This is a genomic window from Streptomyces sp. NPDC054863 (genome assembly GCF_053610825.1).
This window is the reverse complement of the sequence record NZ_JBSGZD010000469.1, coordinates 1-3,662: the sequence shown is the minus strand read 5'-3', so window position 1 is coordinate 3,662 and position 3,662 is coordinate 1. Positions and strand designations below refer to the sequence as shown.

At 70.5% G+C, this 3,662-nt stretch carries 1 protein-coding gene; it reads left to right on the top strand.

Annotated features, from left to right (window positions below; genetic code table 11):
• The coding region (locus tag ACWGIG_RS37735) for a non-ribosomal peptide synthetase (protein ID WP_453326243.1) at positions 1–3,662 on the top strand (3,662 nt) is incomplete at both ends.

The following is a 3,662-nucleotide window of genomic DNA, read 5'->3' as shown; positions in this document are numbered from 1 at the left end:
CTGGTCCTGGTGCTTCACCACATCGCCGGTGACGGCTGGTCCCTCGCCCCGCTCGCCCGCGACCTCTCCACCGCGTACGCCGCCCGCGCCGACGGCCGGACGCCGGCCTGGGAACCGCTCCCGGTCCAGTACACGGACTACACCCTCTGGCAGCGCGACCTCCTGGGCGAGGACCACGACGCGGCAAGCATCCTCAACCGCCAGCTGGACCACTGGCGCGAGACCCTCGCCGGCCTGCCGGAGGAACTCACCCTGCCCACCGACCGGCCCCGGCCACCGGTGGCCTCCCACCGCGGCGGCACCGTCGACCTGCGCATCGACGGCGAACTCCACCAGCGGATCACCGGTCTGGCCCGCGCCGAAGGCGTCACCGAGTTCATGGTGCTCCAGGCCGCCCTCGCCACCCTGCTCCTCCGCCTCGGCGCGGGCGCCGACATTCCCATCGGGACCTCACTGGCGGGCCGTACCGACGAAAGCCTGGACGAGCTGGTCGGCTTCTTCGTGAACACCCTGGTCCTCCGCACCGACGTCTCGGGCGAACCGTCCTTCCGCGAACTGATGCACCGCGTACGCGAACGGGGTCTGGACGCCTTCGCCCACCAGGACGTGCCGTTCGAACGGCTGGTGGAAGACCTCGCCCCGGCCCGGTCCATGGCCCGCCACCCCCTCTTCCAGGTCATGCTCGCTCTGCAGAACACCGCTCCCGCGAGTCTCGCCCTGCCCGGCGTCGAAACCCAGCTCCTCGACACAGGTGATCGGCCCGCCAAGTTCGACCTCGACATTCAGCTCCGCGAAACCCACACCGGCGGCCTGATCGGCTCCCTCGTCTACGCCACCGACCTGTTCGATCACGGCACGGCGACCTCACTGGCCGAGCGGTTCGTCCGCATCCTCGACACCGTGACCGCCGACCCCGCACGACCCGTCACGGACATCGACCTGCTCAGCGCGGACGAGCGTCACAGCGTGCTGACGGAGTGGAACGACACCGCGCACGAGGTGCCGGTGGCGACGCTTTTGGACCTCTTCCAGGCACAGGTCGCACGCACCCCCGACGCCACCGCCGTGATCTTCGAAGACGTCCGGCTGTCCTACGCCGACCTCAACGCACGTGCCAACCGGCTCGCCCGTCTCATGGCAGAACGCGGTGCCGGGCCCGAAACCCTCGTCGCGGTCCACCTCGAACGCTCCACCGATCTCGTCGTCGCCCTGCTGGCCGTCCTCAAAACAGGCGCCGCCTACCTCCCCGTCGACCCCGACCACCCTGCCGACCGCGTCACCCGTCTCCTCACCGACGCCGGACCCGTACTTCTGCTCACCACCGATGCCCTGAATCCGGCAGACGGCGGACAGGTCCCCTGCCTCGTCCTCGACGCTCCGCACCTGGCCACCACCCTCGCCTGCCGGTCCGCAGCCGACCTTGAGGACGGCGACCGCACCCGCGACCTGCTCGTCGATCACCCGGCGTACGTCATCTACACCTCTGGGTCCACCGGACGTCCCAAGGGCGTCACGCTCACCCACCGGGGCCTGATCAACCGATTGACGTGGATGCAAGGGGCCTACCGGCTGACGTCGGACGACCGGGTGGTGCAGAAGACGCCGTTCGGGTTCGACGTGTCGGTGTGGGAGTTCTTCTGGCCCCTGACCGAAGGTGCCGCCGTCGTGATGGCCCGTCCGGGCGGGCACCGCGACCCGGTGTACCTGGCCGAGCTGATCCAGCGCGAGCAGGTCACCATCGCCCACTTCGTCCCGTCGATGCTGCAGGTGTTCGTCGCCGAACCCACCGCCCAGGGATGCGTATCCCTGCGGGCCGTGGTCTGCAGCGGCGAAGCGTTGTCCGTCGCGTCGCGGGACCAGTTCCACGCGGTGCTGCCGATCCCGCTGCACAACCTGTACGGGCCGACCGAAGCGTCCATCGACGTCACCGCCTTCACCAGTGAGCCGGGTACCGACGCCGGTGGTGGGATACCGATCGGCCGCCCGGTTTGGAACACGCGCGTGTTCGTGCTGGACGCCGCGCTGCGGCCGGTACCGACCGGTGTGGCCGGGGAGCTGTACCTGGCCGGTGTGCAGTTGGCCCGGGGCTATCTGGACCGGCCCGGTCCGACCGCCGAGCGCTTCGTCGCCAATCCCCATGGCGGGCCGGGGGAGCGGATGTACCGCACGGGTGACCTGGCCCGGTGGAACACCGGCGGCCAACTGGAGTACCTGGGGCGTACGGACGACCAGGTCAAGCTCCGCGGGTTCCGTATCGAACTCGGCGAGATCGAAGCCGCACTGCTCACCCACCCGTCCGTCGCACAGGCGGCCGTGGTGGTGCGGGAGGACCTGCCGGGCGACGAGCGCCTGGCAGGGTACGTGGTGGCAGCCGGTGACACGGACGTCGCGGAGATCCGCGCCGACTTGGCCCGGGTGTTGCCCGAGTACATGGTCCCTGCCGTGATCGTGGTGCTCGACGAACTGCCGTTGACGGTCAACGGCAAGCTCGACCGAAGGGCCTTGCCCGCTCCGGATCACAGTGCCGGGGGTACCGGGCGCGGGCCGTCGACGGTGCAGGAGGAGATCCTGTGCGCGCTGTTCGCCGAGGTGCTCGGCCTGCCCTCCGTCGGTGTCGATGACAACTTCTTCGAGCTGGGCGGGCACTCCCTGCTGGCGGTGAAGCTGGTGGAGCGGGCCCGGGCGGCGGGTGTCGCGGTGGACGTACGGACGCTGTTCACCAGCCCGACCGTGGCCGGTCTGGCGGCGCTGCAGAGCGCTCCCAAGGTGGTGCTGCCGGCCAACGGCATCCCCGCCGGTGCCACGACGATCACGCCGGAGATGGTGACGCTGGCCGACCTCACGGCGGAGGAGATCGACGGAATCCTCGCGGAGGTGCCCGGCGGCGCGGCCAACGTCGCCGACATCTACCCGCTGGCCCCGCTCCAGGAAGGCATCCTCTTCCACCACCTGCTGGAAGGCGAGAACGGCACCGACCTCTACACGCTCCCGTACGTCCTCGGCTTCGACTCCCGGCCGCGGGTGGACGCCTTTCTCTCCGCCATGCAGCAGGTGGTCGACCGGCACGACATCCTGCGTACGGCCTTCCTGTGGGAAGGGCTCGGGGAGCCCGTCCAGGTCGTCCTGCGCACCGCCCCCCTGACGGTCAGGACGCTCCCGCTGGAGGGCACGGACGTCGTGGGCCGCCTGCTGGCCACACGCACCGCGCCGATGGACGTCCGCAGCGCCCCCCTGCTGCAGGCCGGTGTCGCGCAGGACCCCGGCGACCAGCGGTGGTACGTCCTGCTCGAAGTGCATCACCTCGTGCAGGACCGTACGTCCCTCGCCCTGGTCTTCGACGAGATCCGCGCGATCCTCTCCGGAGGCGGAGACACGCTGCCGGCGCCGCTGCCGTTCCGCGAGTTCGTCGCGCAGGCACGGCTCACGATCCCGGCGCAGGAGCACGAGCGGTTCTTCGCGGAACTGCTGGGCGACGTGAGCGAGCCGACCGCGCCGTACGGGCTGCTGGACGTGCACGGCGACGGCAGCGGCGTGTCCGAGGTGCGCATGCCACTCGATACGGATGTGGCGCGGCGACTGAGGGAGCAGGCGCGACGCCTGGGTGTCAGCCCGGCGACGCTGTTCCACGTCGCCTGGGCGCGTGTCGTGTCAGCGACCTCGGG